Source organism: Phenylobacterium sp. (assembly GCF_036502675.1).
In the GTDB taxonomy this organism is placed as follows: Bacteria; Pseudomonadota; Alphaproteobacteria; order Caulobacterales; family Caulobacteraceae; genus Phenylobacterium.
Window position 1 is genome coordinate 1 of the sequence record NZ_DASXYF010000053.1, and the last position, 15,850, is coordinate 15,850.

Annotated in this window: 15 protein-coding genes; 9 read left to right on the forward strand and 6 right to left on the reverse strand. The window is 69.8% G+C overall.

The genetic code is table 11. The annotated features are described in order from the left end of the window. The 3 genes from VGL30_RS06090 to VGL30_RS06100 all read left to right on the forward strand — a co-directional run. The coding region (locus VGL30_RS06090) for a TonB-dependent receptor (protein ID WP_331537853.1) at window positions 1–381 on the forward strand (381 nt) is incomplete at its 5' end. A 211-nt stretch (window positions 382–592) separates the two neighbouring features. Next, on the forward strand, window positions 593–1,291 hold the full coding sequence (locus VGL30_RS06095; RefSeq protein WP_331537855.1) for a pirin family protein: 699 nt from the start codon (window positions 593–595) through the stop codon (window positions 1,289–1,291). An 87-nt stretch (window positions 1,292–1,378) separates the two neighbouring features. Beyond that, window positions 1,379–1,849: a ferritin-like domain-containing protein gene (locus tag VGL30_RS06100; protein WP_331537857.1), complete on the forward strand. Its 471-nt coding sequence runs from the start codon at window positions 1,379–1,381 to the stop codon at window positions 1,847–1,849. A gap of 283 nt (window positions 1,850–2,132) precedes the next feature. On the opposite strand, the gene pseH is transcribed toward VGL30_RS06100, so the two are convergent. The 4 genes from pseH to VGL30_RS06120 all read right to left on the reverse strand — a co-directional run bounded on the left by pseH (window position 2,133) and on the right by VGL30_RS06120 (window position 6,754). Continuing rightward, a complete protein-coding gene (pseH, locus tag VGL30_RS06105) occupies window positions 2,133–2,699 on the reverse strand; it encodes a UDP-4-amino-4,6-dideoxy-N-acetyl-beta-L-altrosamine N-acetyltransferase (protein ID WP_331537859.1) in 567 nt (188 codons plus the stop codon). Between the two features lie 83 nt (window positions 2,700–2,782). After that, window positions 2,783–3,829 (reverse strand): phosphotransferase, encoded by a 1,047-nt coding sequence (locus VGL30_RS06110; protein ID WP_331537861.1) that lies wholly within the window; start codon window positions 3,827–3,829, stop codon window positions 2,783–2,785. Between the two features lie 37 nt (window positions 3,830–3,866). After that, entirely contained in the window at window positions 3,867–5,363 is a 1,497-nt protein-coding gene (locus tag VGL30_RS06115) for an aldehyde dehydrogenase family protein (protein WP_331537863.1), read from the reverse strand. A gap of 143 nt (window positions 5,364–5,506) precedes the next feature. Further along, on the reverse strand, window positions 5,507–6,754 hold the full coding sequence (locus VGL30_RS06120; protein WP_331537865.1) for an IclR family transcriptional regulator: 1,248 nt from the start codon (window positions 6,752–6,754) through the stop codon (window positions 5,507–5,509). On the opposite strand from VGL30_RS06120, the gene VGL30_RS06125 reads away from it, so the two are divergent. The 4 genes from VGL30_RS06125 (at window position 6,639) to VGL30_RS06140 (ending at window position 11,182) form a co-directional block, all read left to right on the forward strand. Next, window positions 6,639–7,922: a cytochrome P450 gene (locus VGL30_RS06125; RefSeq protein ID WP_331537867.1), complete on the forward strand. Its 1,284-nt coding sequence runs from the start codon at window positions 6,639–6,641 to the stop codon at window positions 7,920–7,922. The genes VGL30_RS06120 and VGL30_RS06125 overlap by 116 nt on opposite strands. A 105-nt stretch (window positions 7,923–8,027) precedes the next feature. Next, window positions 8,028–9,020, forward strand: a complete 993-nt coding sequence (locus VGL30_RS06130) for an aldo/keto reductase (RefSeq protein WP_331537869.1) — start codon at window positions 8,028–8,030, stop codon at window positions 9,018–9,020. Between the two features lie 175 nt (window positions 9,021–9,195). Continuing rightward, window positions 9,196–10,371, forward strand: coding sequence for a cytochrome P450 (locus tag VGL30_RS06135; protein ID WP_331537871.1), 1,176 nt, complete (start codon window positions 9,196–9,198; stop codon window positions 10,369–10,371). A gap of 13 nt (window positions 10,372–10,384) precedes the next feature. After that, complete coding sequence (locus VGL30_RS06140; RefSeq protein ID WP_331537873.1) at window positions 10,385–11,182, forward strand: IclR family transcriptional regulator; 798 nt, start codon at window positions 10,385–10,387, stop codon at window positions 11,180–11,182. A 22-nt stretch (window positions 11,183–11,204) separates the two neighbouring features. Here VGL30_RS06140 and VGL30_RS06145 read toward each other — a convergent pair whose 3' ends face one another. Next, on the reverse strand, window positions 11,205–12,437 hold the full coding sequence (locus VGL30_RS06145; RefSeq protein ID WP_331537875.1) for a CoA transferase: 1,233 nt from the start codon (window positions 12,435–12,437) through the stop codon (window positions 11,205–11,207). 224 nt (window positions 12,438–12,661) lie between these two features. On the opposite strand from VGL30_RS06145, the gene VGL30_RS06150 reads away from it, so the two are divergent. Together VGL30_RS06150 and VGL30_RS06155 are read left to right on the forward strand one after the other, a co-directional pair. Next, window positions 12,662–13,180, forward strand: coding sequence for a nuclear transport factor 2 family protein (locus tag VGL30_RS06150; protein WP_331537877.1), 519 nt, complete (start codon window positions 12,662–12,664; stop codon window positions 13,178–13,180). 87 nt (window positions 13,181–13,267) lie between these two features. Next, window positions 13,268–14,584: a hypothetical protein gene (locus VGL30_RS06155; RefSeq protein ID WP_331537879.1), complete on the forward strand. Its 1,317-nt coding sequence runs from the start codon at window positions 13,268–13,270 to the stop codon at window positions 14,582–14,584. A 14-nt stretch (window positions 14,585–14,598) separates the two neighbouring features. Here the strand turns inward: VGL30_RS06155 and VGL30_RS06160 are convergent, their stop codons facing one another. Then, window positions 14,599–15,438 (reverse strand): class II aldolase/adducin family protein, encoded by an 840-nt coding sequence (locus VGL30_RS06160; RefSeq protein ID WP_331537881.1) that lies wholly within the window; start codon window positions 15,436–15,438, stop codon window positions 14,599–14,601. Window positions 15,439–15,850 lie beyond the last annotated feature (412 nt).

Genomic DNA, 15,850 nt, shown 5'->3' on the forward strand with positions numbered 1-15,850 from the left:
GTCTGCAACAGCGCGCTCAAGCTGCGCGCGGCCTATACGCCGCAGAACAAGTACAACCTCTCGGTGCGCTACCACATCCTGCAGGGCGATGAGACCGGCGACCTCAGCGCCGGGGCCAACTACGTCTACCAGACGGCGATGTCCCCCGGGCTCTACTCGCTGCCCGGCACGGACTACATGAAGGGCTACGGCCTGCTGTCCGCCAGCATCGACTGGGACCACATCATGGGCAGCCGGGTCTCCGGCGCGCTGTTCGGCACCAACCTGGGCAACCAGGACTTCACCCAGGGCATCTACGCCGGCTCGGTCACCCTGGGCTTCGTCACCCGGGTGATCGGCGAGCCGACGATGTACGGCGTGCGCCTGAAGTACGACTTCTGACCCATGGCCGCGGGTCCCCGCGGCCTCCGGTCCGACCACGCGTCTCGACCCCTCCGGACCTGTCCGGGGGGGTCGATCTTTTTCGGCGGGCCGCGCCGGCCTGAAGATCCTTCACGGACGGTTTTCCGGAGTCGCTATTTTTTGGCGGGCCAGGCCGCCTATCTTTCATCCCGACTACGGCCCGTTGCGGCCGTAACCGGAGACAGGCCCGATGATCGAAGTCCGACCCTTTGCAACCCTTGGCGCGGCCAACTACGGCTGGCTGGACGCGCACCACCACTTCTCGTTCGCCGAGTATTCCGACCCCGCCCGGACCAGCTGGGGCCGCCTCAGGGTCTGGAACGACGACACCATCGCGCCCAGGTCGGGCTTCCCGACCCACCCGCACCGCGACATGGAGATCATCACCTATGTGCGGAAGGGCGCGATCACCCACCAGGACAGCCTGGGCAACCATGGGCGCACCGAAGCGGGCGACGTGCAGGTGATGTCGGCGGGCTCCGGGATCGCGCATTCGGAATACAACCTGGAAAACGAGCCCACGACGCTGTTCCAGATCTGGATCACGCCCACCCGCATCGGCGAGCGGCCGAGCTGGGGAGCCAGGCCCTTCCCCAAGGGCGACCGCTCGGGCAGGTTCGTCACCCTGGCGTCAGGCTACGAGGACGACCACGAAGCCCTGCCGATCCGCACCGACGCCCGCGTGGCCGGCGCGACCATCGAGGCCGGCCAGACGGTCGAGTACCCGCTGGGCAAGGAACGGCGCGGCTACCTGGTGCCGGCCACGGGGGCGGTGGAGATCGAAGGCCAGGCGGTGAAGGCGCGCGACGGGGTGGCGATCCGTGACGTCGAGGTGCTGCGGGTGACCGCGCTGGAGGACAGCGAGGTGGTGCTGGTCGACGCGGCCTGACCCCTCCGGCGGGGCGAAAATCGGCGATTGCGCGGGGAGCGTTCCAGGCGCAGCGTGGCCGTGTCGGGGAAAGCACGGGAGCATCCGATGAGCCCCGACGAAACCACCCGAGCAATCTCGCTGTTGAATCGCATCCTGGAGCAGGAGCTGGCGGGCGTGGTGCGCTACACCCACTACTCTTTCATGGTCTTCGGCCACAGCCGCATCCCCATCGTATCCTGGCTGCGCGGCCAGGCGGCGGAATCCCTGACGCACGCCCAGCAGACGGGGGAGATGATCACCCACTTCGGCGCCTACCCGTCCCTGGGCATCGGACCGCTGCTGGACAGCAACGAGACCGACATCGCGACCATGTTGCGCGAATCCCTGGCGGCGGAGAAGGCGGCGCTCGGCCTGTACCGCGAGTTGCTGACCCTGGCCGAAGGCCGCTCCGTGCTGCTCGAAGAATTCGCCCGGCAGATGGTGTTCGCCGAGGAGACCCACGCCGGCGAGGTGGACAAGATGCTGCGCCGGCCCGGCGACGTCGCCGCCGCCACCGGGCACGCCGTCCAGTCCTAGAGCACAATGATTTCAGGCGGAATCGCCGGCTTAAAACCCGGTCACCCCGGCCACCGGGTCCGGCGGCGGCCGGCCCGAGGATAAACTCCGAGGGCGTGACGGTGGGGGCGAACCGACGCACTGCGCCAAGTCTACGCCCCCTCCACCACCCGCTCTTCGGCGGGCGGTCCCCTCCCCCGTCCTCTTCGGGACAGGGGAGGAACAGGCGCCGTCGCCCTTGAGTTACCGCCTATGGGCCTTCGCCGGGGTGAGCGGAGGCGGATCAACCCAATTTCAACCCGCTCTAGGCCGGCAGCCCGCGGGCCTGCAGCCGCTGGCGGCTGTCCTCGCGGACGGCCGCCCACTCGGCGGCCAGCAGGCCCAGGCCCACCACGTCGCAAGGGACGCCGTCCTTCCAGGCGTGCTGGCGCAACAGCGCCTCGCGCTGGAAGCCGAAGGCCTGGTGCAGCTTCCACACCGCCTCGTTCTCGACCAGCACCTCGCACCAGAGCTTGTTGAGGCCCAGGGTGGTGAAGACGTGTTCCAGCACGAAGAACTCGATGTAGGCGCCCACTCCACGCCCACGGACGGCGGGGTCGGCCAGGTAGTAGGCCCAGGTCGCCCGCTTCTGCGCCGGCGAGACGTCCGCCAGGTTCGCCAGGCCCACGGGGCGCCTGTCCAGTTCGACGATCCAGTAGCAGCAGCTCCCGTCCACCAGGGCGCCCGCGAACCAGCGGTCGTGCTCCGGCTGGGAGATCAGGTGGTCGGTGTACATCCAGCGGCGGATCTCCGGCAGGTTGCGCCAGGCCAGCACGCGGCCGCTGTCCGCCGCCTCGAGCCTCCGCAGGCGGATGTCGACGGTGTCGGTCATGGGGGCCCCCTCGCCGCGCGCTCTGAGGACCGGAATCATACGACGGGCGCCGCCGGGGCGATACGCCGGAGGCGGCGCCCGGCTCAGAGCCCCAGCAAGCGGTAGCTGTCGTGCCGGGTGACCGAGCAGCCCAGGCGGTTGACGAACACGTTGATGATCGGCGGCTCCACGCGGCGGGTGATGGCCCACAGGTAGAAGCCGTAGACCGCCGACATCCGGTACTGGGTCCAGGCTTCCTCGGCGTCCGGCGTCGCACCGCCGAGGCGGCGGACGGTGTCCAGGTAGTGGCCGACGAGCGCGCGCTCCTCCCGCTCCGCCGTCTCCACGGAAAGCACGGCGGCGATGTGATAGGCCACGTCCAGCGCCCAGCTTCCCCGCTGCAGCAGCTGCCAGTCGATCAGGCCCGCGCCTTCCGACGTCCGGAAGATGTTGCCGGCGTGACAGTCGCCGTGGATCAGCACGTGCGGCCGCTCCGCATCCTGGGCGGACAGCGCCTGCAGGCCCCGGCGCAGCAGCGCCGTGTCGCGGGTGCGCGCCGGCAGCCCCTCCCCCCGCGGGCCGTCCATCATCGCCTGCAGCATCTCGGCGCTGACGTATTCGCTGACGGCGAGCGACGCCAGCTGGCGCTGCACCCACGGCAGCGCCGCGAACTCCGCCGGCGTCGTGTGGCTGAGATGCAGGCGCGCGAGCTGCTCCAGGCTGTCGGCCGCCTGATTCGCGTCGAAGGCCTCCAGCGCGGTGCAGAAATAGGCGCCCTCGGCGATGAGGTCGCGCATGATCACGACGCCGAGGGCGGCTTCCCGATCGACGAAGGTCGAGACGCAGGCCGGCAGCCGCACGGACAGCTTCGGCGCCAACCGGGCGTAGAAATCCGCTTCCCTGACCGAGCTGGGGGCGGCCCGCGCAGTATCCGCATCGGCGTCCAGGAACGCCTTGAGGCAGAAGGCCTCCGCCCCGCCCCTGGCGCCCTCGAAGGCCGCGGTGAAGCGGACCTTGGTGGCCGTCTTGCGTAGCACCTCGACCGTCTCGACCGCCGTGACGCGCGCGCCGCCCGTGACCGGGGTCAGGGCTTCGGTGAGCCAGGCCGGGTCTAGCGCCTGCTCCAATGTGCTTGGGACGTTGGCCGCCATGGTCTCCCCTCGCTTCGCCGTCGCTGTATGCGGGCGGTCAGCCCGCCTGGATGTTCATGCCCTGGATCTGCTGGTAGACGCGCAGCCCCTCGACCCCCCGCTCGCGCCCCACGCCGCTGGACCCCCAGCCGCCGGACGATGCGTAGGCGCTGAACGCCCCCCCGTTGACGTTGACGGTGCCGGTGCGGAGGCGCGAGGCGACGGCGACCGCCTGCTTCACGTCCTTGCCGTAGACATAGCCCGACAGGCCGTAGACGCTATCGTTGGCCATCTTCACCGCGTGATCGATGTCGCGATATCCGATGACGCTGACCACCGGGCCGAAGATCTCCTCCTGGGCGGCGGGATTGGCGTTGTCCGGCGTGTCGAGGATGGTGGGCTCGAAGTAGAAGCCCCTGGCGGGCGCGGGCGGCGCGCGGCCGCCGCAGACCACCCGGGCGCCCGCCTCGACGGCCAGCGCCACGTAGCGGGCGCAGCGCTCGCGCTGGGCGGCGCTGATCACCGGCCCCAGCGTCGTCCGGGGATCGGAGGGATCGCCGATCACCACCTGGGCGAAGGCCGCGGCCATCGCCTGCATCGCCGCAGCCTTCTCGGCCTCGGGCACGAAGATGCGGGTGCCGAGCGCGCAGCCCTGGCCGGCATGGGCGAAGCAGACCTGCGCCGCCGCGCCGCCGACCCCAGCCAGGCTGTCGGGCAGGTAGATCTGCGCCGACTTGCCGCCGAGCTCCAATTGCAAACGCTTCATGGTGGCCGAGGCCTGCACCATCACCTGCTTGCCGACGGAGGTGGAGCCGGTGAAGGCCACCATGTCCACGTCCCTGTGGGTCGACAGGGTGACGGCGCCCTCCGCGCCCGCCTCCGCCACCACGTTGAGCACGCCGGCCGGCAGGCCTGCGGCCTGCGCCGCCTCGCCGAATATCAGGGCCGCCAGGGGCGTCAGGGGACTGGGCCGCAGGATCACCGTATTGCCGGCCATCAGCGCCGGCAGCACCTTCCAAAGGTTGGTGTAGAACGGATAGTTATAAGCCGAGATGGCGGCCACCACGCCAACCGGCATGTGGCGGCGCAGACTTTGCAGCACCCCGCCGCGCGCGGTGGTCCGCTCGGCGAACGGCAACGGATTCTCCTCGAATTCCGGGAGTTTCTGGAAAAGATCTATTACGTCGAGACCATTCTGCAGCGGCGCATGCACCTGGGCGAACATCACCATCGAGCCGACCGGGCAGCCGGCTTCGCGCGCCGAGAGGTCGATCAGCCATTCCCGCCGCGAGGCGAGGTAGGCCATGAGCCGGCGGAGCGCCTCGCCGCGCTGGGCCGCCGGCAGGCCGCTCCAGCTTCCCGTGTCATAGGCCCGGCGCGCGGCCTTGATCGCCTGCTCCACCTGGCCCGCCGACGCGCCGGCCACCTCGGCCACGGTCTCCTCGGTCCCGGGATTGACCACGGCGAAGCTCTCGCCCTCGCCTGCGACGCTTTCACCGCCGATGAACAGCCGAGGCGCGGACCGCGCCGCCGTCGCTTCCGCCGCTGCAGCCACAGATCACCTATTCCATATTGCGAATTTCAATTCTACAGATTGTAGGAAACCCGAGCCGGCGCGGTCAAGGCGCAAGCGTAATATTCAAAGAAATCGGCATATTATCGGAAAATCAGATTTTCGCGCGCCGCCGCCGCAGCCGTTCAGAGCCCGGCCGATCCCTGCTTGCCGGCGATGAAGGTGGTGATCCGCCGGCAGACCTCGACCAGCCGCTGGCCGACCTCGGCCACCTCCACGCCGCTGTACATCCGGCCGAAGCCGTAGAGCGCGATGGCGAAGGCCACCCGGCCGCGCTCGTTCATCACCGGCCCCACCAGGAACTGCAGGGCGTACGACGCCTCGGGCTCCAAGAGGGTGATGACCCGTCCGCCCTTGTTGGTGTCCTGGCTGGCCCCGTGCCAGACCTGGACCTGACCGGACCGGTGGACGGCGAACAGGTAGCCGTGGCTGCGGCCGAAGGCGATCTGCCGGCGCTCGTCCTCACGATCGGCCTCGATCAGCGGCGGGTTCGCCCTGTCGAACGCCTCCTCCACCTCCGCATCCGGCAGAGGCGTCAGGAAGACCGCGCCCCAGGGGTGCATGGGATGGCGCTGCCCGGGCGGCTGCGCCCAGCCCAGGTGGGTCAGCGAGGCGGCGCGTTCGCGAGCCACGACCTCGTCGCGGTCGACGAACAGGGCGACGGCCACGACGTCCAGTTCGTCGGCCAGCCGGCGCAGTTCCTGGCGCGCCACGTCGAGGGGCGAGAAGTGCGCCTGGGCGTTGCGGGCCAGAGCCAGCAGCGCCGGGCCAAGGACATAGCTCTTGTCCGCGTTCCGGTAGAGGTAGTTCCCCTCCACCAGGCCCGCCAGCAAGGCGTGGCAGGTCGCCCGGCTCAGGCGCAGCGACTTGACGATCTGCGTCAAGGTGAACGCCTGTTGCGGGTGTTCCGCGAAGAAGTTCAGGACGGACACGATCCGTCCGACCGCTGGAGAAAGACGGGTCATATACCGTTCGCCATTTCGAATGATTGTGTCGTAGCCGTATCTTGCGGCTGGTTCAACCGTTCTCTCTACCCGCGGAACGTTGCCGGCGAGACGCCAAATCCGCACCGAGGCAGGAGGAAACGACAGAGTTCGCGGACGCCGCCAGCTTCGGCCGCGAGCAGGTCGTCGCCAACCCACGGGGCACCCGCCGGCGGCGAACGACTTGACGGTATTTCGAACAAGAGGTAGCCAAATCGAACAAGGTGCTCGCGGGCGGTGGCTGAGAACTGACGCCGCAACATCCGAGGAAGCCGTGGCCGACATACTCACCGCCGACGATCCCCGATATAACGAGATGTTCGACGTGCGGACCGAGGCGCTCGAACTGGGCAACCTCGTCGAGTCCGACATGAACGAAGAGTTCCGCATCCTGCGCGAGCAGGGGGCGGTGCGGAAGGGCTCGCTGCGCTCGCTCCTGAAGCTGCCCCTGTCCCACGAGCGGCGCTATTCCAAGCCGCGCGAGGCCTACACCTGCCTGTCCTACGACGCCTGCAGCCAGGCGTTTCGCGACAACGAGACCTTCTCCTCGCAGCTTTATCTCGAGCTTCCGGGCATCCAGGCGCTGGGCAGGACCATCATCGAGATGGTCGGCTCCGAGCACCGGCGCTACCGCGCCACCCTGCAGCCGATGTTCATCAAGCCCAAGGCGATGCGCTGGTGGCGCGAACGCTGGATCGACGAGATCGTGGCTTCGCTCGTCGCAAGCCTGAGGGGACGGAGCCACGCGGAGCTGAACCTGCAGTTCTGCGCCCGCATGCCGGTGCATACCGTCACCCGGGGGATCGGGATCGACGGCGAGGACGCATTGAGCTTCCGCCAGGCGCTCCTGAAGATGATCGGCGTCAACCGCGTCACGCCGCAGGAGCAGGGGCAGGGCGCCGCCGACGTCGAGCGGATGCTGTTCGAGCTGATCGCCAGGCGGCGGGCAGAGCCCGGCGACGACGTGGTCTCGGGCCTCCTGGCCACCGACCTGGAGCTGGCCGACGGCTCGCGCCGGCCGCTGACGGATCAGGAGATCATGGCCAACTGCCGGCTGATCATCCTGGCCGGCGGCGGCACGACCTGGCGTCAGCTGGGCATCACCCTCTGGGCGCTGATGACCCACCCCGCGCAGTTTGAGACGGTGAAGGCCGACCGCAGCCTGATCGGGGCGGCGATCCACGAGTCCGTCCGCTGGAACCCCACCGACCCGGTGTTCTCCCGCCTGGTCACGGCCGACACCACCCTGGACGGCCACCACCTCCCGGCCGGCGTCGTCCTGGACATCTGCCTGGGTGCGGCGAACCGCGACGCCGCGCGCTGGGAGAACCCGGAGGTCTACGACCTGCACCGGCCTTACCAGTCGCACCTCGGCTTCACCCTGGGCGCCCACCAGTGCCTGGGCATGCACGTGGCGACCGCGGAGATGACCGTCGCCCTCAACGCCCTGTTCGACAATTTCCCGAACATGCGCCTGGACCCCGACGCGACGCCGCCCGAGCTGATCGGCGGCGTGGACCAGCGCGGCATGAGCGCCGTGCCGGTGCGGCTGGACTAGGATCCGGCGCGACCGGCCGCCACGGGCGATTGCACCGTCTCGGTGGCCGGGCGATCCTGTCCGGGCGCGGGCGCCTGTGCCGGGCGCCGGCGGATGGAGCGAGCCATGCAGACCACGAAGTTCGGCCGCACCGGCCTGCACGTCTCCAAGCTCTGCCTGGGGACCATGACCTTCGGCCTGCAGTGCGACGAGGCCACCAGCGTGTCGATCCTCGACGCCTCGGCCCAGGGCGGGATCACCTTCCTCGACACCGCCGACGGCTATCCCCTCGGCGGCGACCTGACCACCGTCGGGCAGTCGGAAGAGATCGTCGGCCGCTGGCTGAAGGGCCGGCGCCAGCGCTTCATCGTCGCCACCAAATGCGCTGCGCCCATGGGCCCGGACCCCTGGGACCGCGGGACCTCGCGCAAGCACGTGCTGGACGCCATCGACGGCTCCCTGCGGCGCCTGGGGACCGACTACGTCGACCTCTACCAGCTGCACTTCCACGACCCGTCGGTCCCGCTGGACGAGGCGCTGGAAGCCCTGGATGCGGTCGTTCGATCCGGCAAGGCGCGCTACGTGGGCGTCTCCAACTGGCCGGCCTACCAGGTCGCCCGGGCGCTGGGCCGCAGCGAGCTGAAGAACCTGGTCCGCATCGACAGCGTCCAGCCGCGCTACAACCTGCTGTTCCGCACCGTCGAGCGCGAACTGCTGCCCATGTGCGAGGAGGAGGGGATCGCGGTGATCCCCTACAATCCGCTGGCGGGCGGCTTCCTGACCGGCAAGCACGACCGCCGGGCCCCGCCGCCGCCCGGACGCTTCACCCTGGGCAATGCGGCGAAGGTCTACCAGGGGCGCTACTGGAACGACCAGGACTTCGACGGGATCGAAGCGCTGCGCGGCGTGGCGGCGGAGGCGGGCGTCAGCCTGGCGACCCTGGCGGTTCGCTGGGTGCTCTCCAACACCGCGGTCACCTCGCCGATCGTGGGCGCCAGCCGCCCCGAGCAGCTCGCCGACAGCCTGGCCGCAGCCGAGCAAGGCCCCCTGCCCGCCGACCTGAAGCAACGACTGGACGACCTCACCCATCCCTGGCGGATGGTCGACGCCGACCGTTGAGGCCCTCGGCCCCGCAGGTCCATCACCCGCTGGCCAAGGCTCCAATGCCGATTTTCAGGCTCGCATGGCGCGCCGCGGGATTTTTGGCCTAAGGTCGTTCGAGGGCGCCCGGGGCCCCCGCCTCGGGCGGTCCCCTGGGCGCCCTCCGGACCATCTCAGCAAGGAAGCCAGCGCGGTGAACTTCGACCCCTACTCCCTCGAATTCGCGACCGACCCCTATCCCATCTACAAGCGCCTGCGCGACGAGGCTCCCGTATACTTCCACGAGGGCCTGAACTTCTGGGCGATCTCGCGCTACGCCGACGTGGTCGAGGCCCACCGCGACGCCGAGACCTATTCCAGCGCCAACGGCGTCACCATCGAACCCGCCCCGCCGGGCCCGTCGAGCCTGATCACGAAGGACCTGCCCGAGCACCGCTGGCACAAGAACCTGGTGACCAAGGTGTTCACCCGCGAGCGGATGAGCGGCATGGAGGACTTCGTCCGCGCCCTCTGCGTCGAGCTCATCGAGAAGGCGGCGCAGAAGGAGGAGTTCGATTTCGTCAAGGACTTCGCCGTGCAGCTGCCGCTGAACGTCATCAGCGAGCTGATCGGCATCCCGGAGGAGTTCCGGGCCGACATCCACCATTTCGCCAACGTGGCCCTGCTGCGGGGCCACGTGGACCCCCGCGAGATCTACGAGGCGAAGATCGCCAGCGACCGCACCTACGCCGAGCTGATCCGACGCCGCCGCGCCACGCCGCGGGACGACGTGATCACCCTGTTGATGGAGACGGAGCTGGAGGACGACCAGGGCGTCGTGCGCAAGCTCACCGACGACGAGCTCGTCCTGCGGTTCGTGGAACTGGCCATCGCGGGCCACGAGACGGTGGCCAAGGCCATTCCCAACGGCGCCATGGCTTTCGCCCGCTTCCCGTCCGAGAAGGAGAAAGTGCTGCAGGACCGTTCGCTGATCCCCAACGCGGTGGAGGAGATCCTGCGCTTCGACCCGCCCTCCCAGCTGCAGGGCCGCACCACCACCCGCGACGTCGAGCTGCACGGCAAGACCATTCCCGCCGGCATGCGCACAATGCTGCTGACCGGCGCGGCCACCCGTGACGAGCGGCGGTTCGAGAACCCGGATGTCTTCGACGTCACCCGCGACAACGACATGATCTCGGTCTACTTCGGCTACGGCATCCACCGCTGCCTGGGCATCCACCTGGCCCGGCTGGAGATCCGCGTCGCCTTCGAGGAACTGTTCATGCGCTTCCCCGACTTCCAGGCCTTCCCCGACCTCGCCGGCCGCAAGGTGCTGAGCAACGTCCGCGGCGCCGACACCCTCCCCTTCCGCGCCGGGGCGCACGCCTAGAGAGGGAGGCTGCATGTTCAGTCACAACATCGTTGGGCGCGGGCAGTCCATCCACCTGCCGCCGGCGAGCCGCGTCCGCAGGCCCGGGGACCGGCGCAGCCTCTCGCGCTCCGCCACCCGCGCGCTGGACGTCCTGGAGCTGTTCGGCTCGGTCAGGCGGCCGCTCAGGGCGGTGGACATCGCCCAGGCGCTGGGCCTGCACGCCTCCACCACCGACCAGCTGCTGAAGACGATGGTGGATTCCGCCCACCTGGTGTTCGAGGCCGGCTCCAAGCGGTACGCCCCCTCGCCCCGGCTGGTCCGCTTCGGGATGTGGCTGACCGAGGGCTTCTTCGGCGACGACCGCATCCGCCGGGTCCTGGAGGCGGTGCACGACGGCTCGGACGAGGTGGTGACCCTGTCCACCCGCAACGACCTGTTCATGCAGATCCTCGACACGGTGGAGCCGCGCGGCGACTGCCTGACGGCCGAGCGTGGGCTAAGGGCCCCGCTGTTCGGCACGGCGATCGGCGGGGCGTGCCTGGCGGGCCTGAGCGACGCCGAGATCGGCGGGCTGATCGAACGCGCGCGCATCCCGGCCGCCGAGGCGCCCACGCTCCTGGCAGGCGTGCAGCGCATCCGCGAGACGGGTTACGCCTTCGGCGGGATCAGCGTGGACGACGCCAATCGCTCGATCGCCATGGCGCTGCCGACGCCCCCGGCCGGAGTCCGCCTGGTGCTGGGCCTGGCCGGCCCGGCCAAGCGTATCCAGCCCAACCGGGTCCAGCTCGCCGCCCTGATGCGCCGCTGCATCGACCGCTGGATCGGCTGAGCCGCGGCGGCCGGGCGCCGCCTCAGGCGATGGCGCCCTTGGCCTTCAGCGCTTCGATCCGCTCCCACTCGACGCCCATCTCCATGAGCACCAACTCGGTGTGCTCCCAGGCCTCCGGCGCGCGGGTGTTCTGCACCGGCTCGTGGTCGAACTGGACGGGGTTGGCCACCAGCCTCATCGGCCTGCCGCTGCCATCGGCCGACTCCACCTCGAAGATGAAGCCGTTGGCGGTCACCTGCGGGTCCGAGCTCACGTCGAAGACGTCCTGCACCGGGGCCCACTGGCCCTGCATCGTCGCCAGGCGCTCGGTCCAGTACTGCATCGGATGCTTGGCGATCTCCTCCACCAGCAGCGGGCGCGCGACGGCGGCGTTCTCCATGAGCGCCTTGTCGGTGCTGAAGCGCGGGTCGTCGGCCAGCTCCGCCAGGTTCATATGCTCGAAGGTGTCGCGGATGTAGGGGCCGGGGGTCAGCACCGTCATGCTCAGATACTTGCCGTCGGCGGTGCGGAAGACGCCCATGAACGGGTTGGTGCCGGCGGCTTCCTGTCCCGGCATGGCGCTCTTGAACGGCGCCATGCCCAGGTCCATCGCGATGTCGACGCTGCACGCGGTGGCCCAGACCCCGGACGACAGCAGGGAGACGTCCATCTCCACCGCCTCGCCGGTGCGCTCGCGGTGGAACAGGGCCGCGGAGATGCCGCCGGCGATGAACATCGCGCCGATGGTGTCGCCATAGGCCGGGCCCGGCTGCTGCAGCGGGCCGCCCAGTTCCGGTGGCGACACCAGCATGGCCGAGCCGCCGCGGGCCCAGAAGGCGGAGGCGTCGAAGCCGCCCCTTTCCCGGTCCGGCCCCTTGTCGCCGAAGGCGCTGCCGCGGGCGTAGATGATCCTGGGGTTGTGCTTGCGGATGTCCTCGACGTCGATCTTCAGCTTGCGGCGCGCCGACGGCAGGAAGTTGGTGAGGAACACGTCGCACGACTTGGCGAGCTCATAGAGCAGCTCCCGCCCCTCGTCGGTATAGATGTCGATGCCCACGCTGCGCTTGCCGCGGTTGGGGTGCTGCATGAGCATGTTGCGGTGCTCGTTCAGCGTTATCTTCTGCAGCACGCCCAAGCCGCGCTGCGCGTCACCGCGGGTCGGGTGCTCGATCTTGAGCACGTCCGCACCCCAGTCGGCCAGCACTCCGCCGGCGGCGGGAACGAACGTGAACTGCGCCACTTCCAGAATGCGGACGCCCTTCATCACCTGGGTCATGCGCGGTCACCAAACCCATCGGATCGCCGAGTCATCAAACGCTTCCTTCCCCAATGTCGATATGACGCACCGTCAGTTTATCCGGGACGCGAGCCCCGAAGGCAAGCCTCTCGGCGCCGCCGACCCTGCCACGGTGACGCCGCCGGCGCATCATAGGCCTTCCGGCCCCTGTCGACGGCATGTTCTGATGCCGGCGACGACAGAAGAAAACAGGGAGCGAACCGATGACGATCGAAACCCGGCTTGCGGAGCTGGAGGGGCGGCTGGCGCGAACCGAGGCGCGGCTGCGCATCGCCGAAGACCACCTGGAGATCACCCGGCTGCTCACCTCCTACGGCCCGGCGGTGGACAGCTGCGCCAGCCGCGAGGCCGCCCAGCTCTGGCTCGCCGACGGCGTCTATGACGTGGGCGGGCGCAACCGGACCAAGGGCCATGACGCGATCGCCGCCATGTACGACGGCCCGCACCATGTTGGCCTGACCGAACAGGGCTCCGCGCACCTGACCGGCACGCCGAGGATCACCGTCGACGGCGATAAGGCGGAGGCCGTCGCCTACTCCTTCGTCGTGCTGCACGGCGGCGGCGTCGAGGACAGGTTCTGGATCTGGCGGGCCTCGGCCAACCACTGGACGCTCGCCCGCACCGCGCAGGGCTGGCGGATCGTCGAGCGCTACAACCGCGTGCTGAACGGGTCCGATGACTCGCACCAGACGCTGCGCCGCGGCGTGGCGGCGCTCGCCTGACGCGGTCCGACCGGGCGCGCATTATCCAATCCTCAATGCAATCGCCCGACCTTCGGCGGCGCTGAAGCAACCGACCGGCGGCGACCCTTGGCGAACCTCTCCACCTTCCTCGCCCGGGCGAACCCGCGCGGCGCAGGCGCGCAGCCGCTGGCCGCCTGGCGCGGCGGCCTCATCATCGCGGCCGCGGCCCTCGCCTTCCATGTCCTGGGCGCCGCGCTGGTCGCCGACCTGTCGCTCTTCCCCTCCTCCCTCGACGAGATCCAGCATCTTTCGTACCTGCGCTGGATGGCGCACGCGCCGGCGCTATTCCCGCATTTCGAGGCGATCCCGACCCTCGACGACCGGGCGACGCACTGGACGGCCGCGCCCAACTACCTGAACCACCCCTCGCCCTACTACCTGGCCCTCGGCGGACTCGACCGACTGCTGGGGGGCTCGGTCGCGGCCATGCGCCTGGTCAATATCGCCCTCTCCGGCCTGGCGGTGGCGATCATGCTGCGGGCGGGGTTCACGGTCCTGCGCACGCCGCGGGAACAGGCGGTGTTCGCCGCCTTCCTGGTGCTGTTCCCGAAGATGGGCGTGGTGGCCGGCATCGTCAGCAACGATAACGCGGCGCTGCTCGCCACGGCGGTGGTGTTCGCCGGGCTGCTGCGCTGGCATGCGACCGGCAGGCTGGCCGACGCCGCCCTGCTGGCGGCGGGCCTCGCCCTCTGCGGCTGGACCAAGTTCACCGTGTTCCTGATGGCGGGCTTCGCCGTGGCCATCGCCGAGCTGCCGCGCCTGAAGCTGATGGCCGTGCGGCCGCGCCTGGCCCGCTGCGCCGTCATCGCCCTGGGCGCGGGGGCCGGAGCGGTTCCCACCCTCGAAAACCTGGCCCGCTACGGCCGGCCGCTGTTCCACCCGACCAACTTCTTCACGCCGGTGGCGGAACGGACCGCCGTCTCGTTCGCCGACTATGCGGCCCTGTTCTTCCAGCAGATGGCGATCACCTGGTCGGCGCGCGAGCCGGCGAGGCCGCTGGAGATGGCCGGCCTCGCGGGCGTGCTGGCGATCCTCGGCCTGACCGTGGTCCTCGCCGCGCGCCGGGCGCGGGCCGGCGAGCCGCTGACGGCGCCCTGGATCGTCGCCCTGGGTTTCGGCCTGGCGCTGCCGCCGACGCTCGCGCTGCACCTCTGGTTCGGCTGGCAGGCGGTGCTGGAGGACGGCTACCTGACGGCGGCCCAGGCCCGCTACTACTACGGCGTCTGGCCGGGGATCGCGCTGGCCGCGGCGCTGCTCTGGCGCGAGGCGCCGCTCCGGGCGGTCCGGCCGGCGATCCTGCTGACCCTGGCCCTGCTGCTGCTGGCCTCCCCGGCGCTGCTGATGCTGGTGACCGAGGTGCGGGGGGATCCGCCGATCCGGTAGGCCCGACCGCGCCGCTAGTCGAACAGATCCGGCTCCTCGGCGGTGATCCATTGCCAATAGGGCTGGAAACCGCCCCACATCGCCTGCTCGGTCCCGACCTGCGTCTGGGTCAGCACCGCCACCTCGTGCGGCATGGAGATGGGCTTGCCGGCGGCCTGGGCGATCAGCTGGGCCTGGCAGGCGTTCTCCATCGCCATGTAGCGCCACACGCAGCTTTCCAGGGTGTCGCCGACGGTGAGCAGGCCGTGGTTCTGCAGGATCAGCGCGTGGCGGCTTCCCAGGGTCTCGGCGATCTTGTCGCCCTCCTCCAGGTCGAAGACCACGCCGGTGAAGCGCGGCAGCAGCGCGTGGTCCTGGTAGAAGGCCGCGGCATCCTGGGTGATCGGGTCCAGCAGCCGGCCGAGGGCCGAGAAGGCCTTGCCGTACAGCGAATGGGAGTGGGCGGCGGCGTTCACGTCCGGCCGGGCGGCGTGCAGCCGCGAGTGGATGGCGAAGGCCGCACCGTTGAGCACCGGCCGCGCGCGGGCGGGCTCGTGGACGATGCGGCCGTCGTGGCTGACCAGCATCAGGTCCGACACCCGGATCCGGCTGAAGTGCACGCCGGAAGGGTTGACCCAGAAGTGGTCGGTGAGCTCCGGATCGCGGACGGTGATGTGCCCGGCCCCGCCCATGTCGAACCGGAAGCGGGCGAAGATGCGGTAGGCGGCGGCCAGGCGCTGCTTGCGCGACAGGCGCTCCAGCTCCAGCGTCGGCTGGGCCAGCGGGAACGGGCCGTCCGGCTCCGCGTAGAGCGCCTCCAGCTTCTCGGCGCGGCCGAGCCGCTCGGATCGCGAGGCGACCGTCTCGATGTTCATCCGTTCCTCCGCCTGAGGGTCTGCGCCACGTGGTCGATCTTGCCGCGGGGCCGCCCCTTCGTCGAGGCCCCGTGTCGTGGGGAGAAATAGCGCAAGGCGGGGCGGCGGCGGCGCAGGCCGCGCGAGGCGGGAGGTCGCTCCGCCGACTCCGGCGCCGGGCTTACGTCGGTAAACACGTTTTCGAGGTGGCGGACAACACCCCCTGCGTTCTATAAAATCATAGCATAATCAACTTCATGGTCCGATTTTCGGCTGTTTACCGGGGGTGCTGACCGGTAAACACCTTGCGCGGTTGCAGTGCGGCGGCGGCGCCAACCTCGATGACACGGCAATATCTGTGGGCATGCGGGCGGCGCGCCTGGGGAGCCTAGCTGAGACGGCGCCGCTCGACAAGAACATAATGGGAACATTG